Origin of the sequence: Spirosoma terrae, from assembly GCF_010435915.1 — a bacterium.
Taxonomy (GTDB): domain Bacteria; phylum Bacteroidota; class Bacteroidia; order Cytophagales; family Spirosomataceae; genus Spirosoma; species Spirosoma terrae.
In genome coordinates this window covers 1-1,237 of record NZ_JAAFZH010000044.1, presented here as the reverse complement: position 1 = coordinate 1,237, position 1,237 = coordinate 1, and the positions used below count along the sequence as shown (strand labels likewise).

The 1,237-nt window shown below is 51.3% G+C and carries 1 protein-coding gene; it reads right to left on the bottom strand.

What is annotated here, in order from left to right; all coding sequences use genetic code 11:
* Positions 1-10 precede the first annotated feature (10 nt).
* On the bottom strand, positions 11-1,168 hold the full coding sequence (locus GK108_RS30970) for an ISAs1 family transposase (RefSeq protein ID WP_163955477.1): 1,158 nt from the start codon (positions 1,166-1,168) through the stop codon (positions 11-13).
* Between the last annotated feature and the right edge of the window lie 69 nt (positions 1,169-1,237).

The following is a 1,237-nucleotide window of genomic DNA, read 5'->3' as shown; positions in this document are numbered from 1 at the left end:
CAGGGCTTTCTTATAAAACCTCTTCGGTCTTCATAAACTGGAGTAATGCCGTAAAGTTATCGGCAAAATGGTCTAATTGAGCCGCCATATTTTTGGGCTTTAAGCGATGCAATAGATTCATTGTCAGTGTCCTCAGGCAACTCACTACCCGACTCACTTGGGACATAGCTGTGCGCAGAGTGTCTTCCGATAAAACCACATCCCGCCGGTAATGCATCGTTTCGATCCGCCAATGACCTCGGACCGCGCCACACACCTCAACCCAGTCGGCCTCTGTCACTACCGCCCTGTTGCTCAAGTAATAACTGATCTCTTCTGTAATGACCCCTCCAGCAAGCGGCTGACGATTACGCTTCACCCAAATCAGCGTCTGAAAACCCGCTGCCTGCCAACGAGCATCAAAAACCGCCCTTGCCAACGAGAAGCATTGATAACTACGTTGCTCCACGCGCCCATGCCCCCGTTCCCACTCAGAGCAATAGTAATGGGTAGGCGGATCTAGCAAACATCGGCAGATACAGGCCCGGTAAAGCAGCCGCTGGTTCGCTTTAAGACCAACAATATATTGGCCTGATGCCTTATGAATCGCATTGACTGTCAATGGATTGAGATGTAAGGCATCTAGGCTTAAGCGTTGGTCAAGCAGTCCTTTGTCCATCAGCAATTGACGCACTACCAGTTTCTCGCTTTCTTTTTCACCGCTGTAGTATGCTTGGCCCACAACCGTTTCGTGGGCTTGGGAGACGACCGATACACAGGCATCCCCTCTGGTTTGCCCCGCCTGAATGCTACCCCGAAGCTCTTTGCCATCCACGGCTAGCCACTGGCCTGTTAGGGTGGATAGATCCAGGCCAAACCATTCAAAAAGCAACTTGGCAAATAGACTTAGATTCACCTTCGCCAGCAGCAAGGGCAATTGCGCCCGTGAAATAGGCCGACTTTGAGCGGCTCCCGTAAGCTGACACAGGGGCGCGAATTGATTAACCATGTGGCGATGCAGCCGGGATAACGAACCGTCTCGGCCCGCACACAAGGCGCAGGTTAAGCCACTTAAAACCAGAGCGATAGCGTGTTTCTTGCCGCGATTGTCTCGCTCATCCAGACCGGGTGTCTGATGCAAAAGTTGAAAGAAAGCTGTAGTTTTAGCTGCGCTGGGAGCCGTAGTCATGAGTTTGTAGTCTAGTCAACCACAAAGGTAAGACTACTGGCTACCAGCCAGTTTTATAAGAAAGCCCTG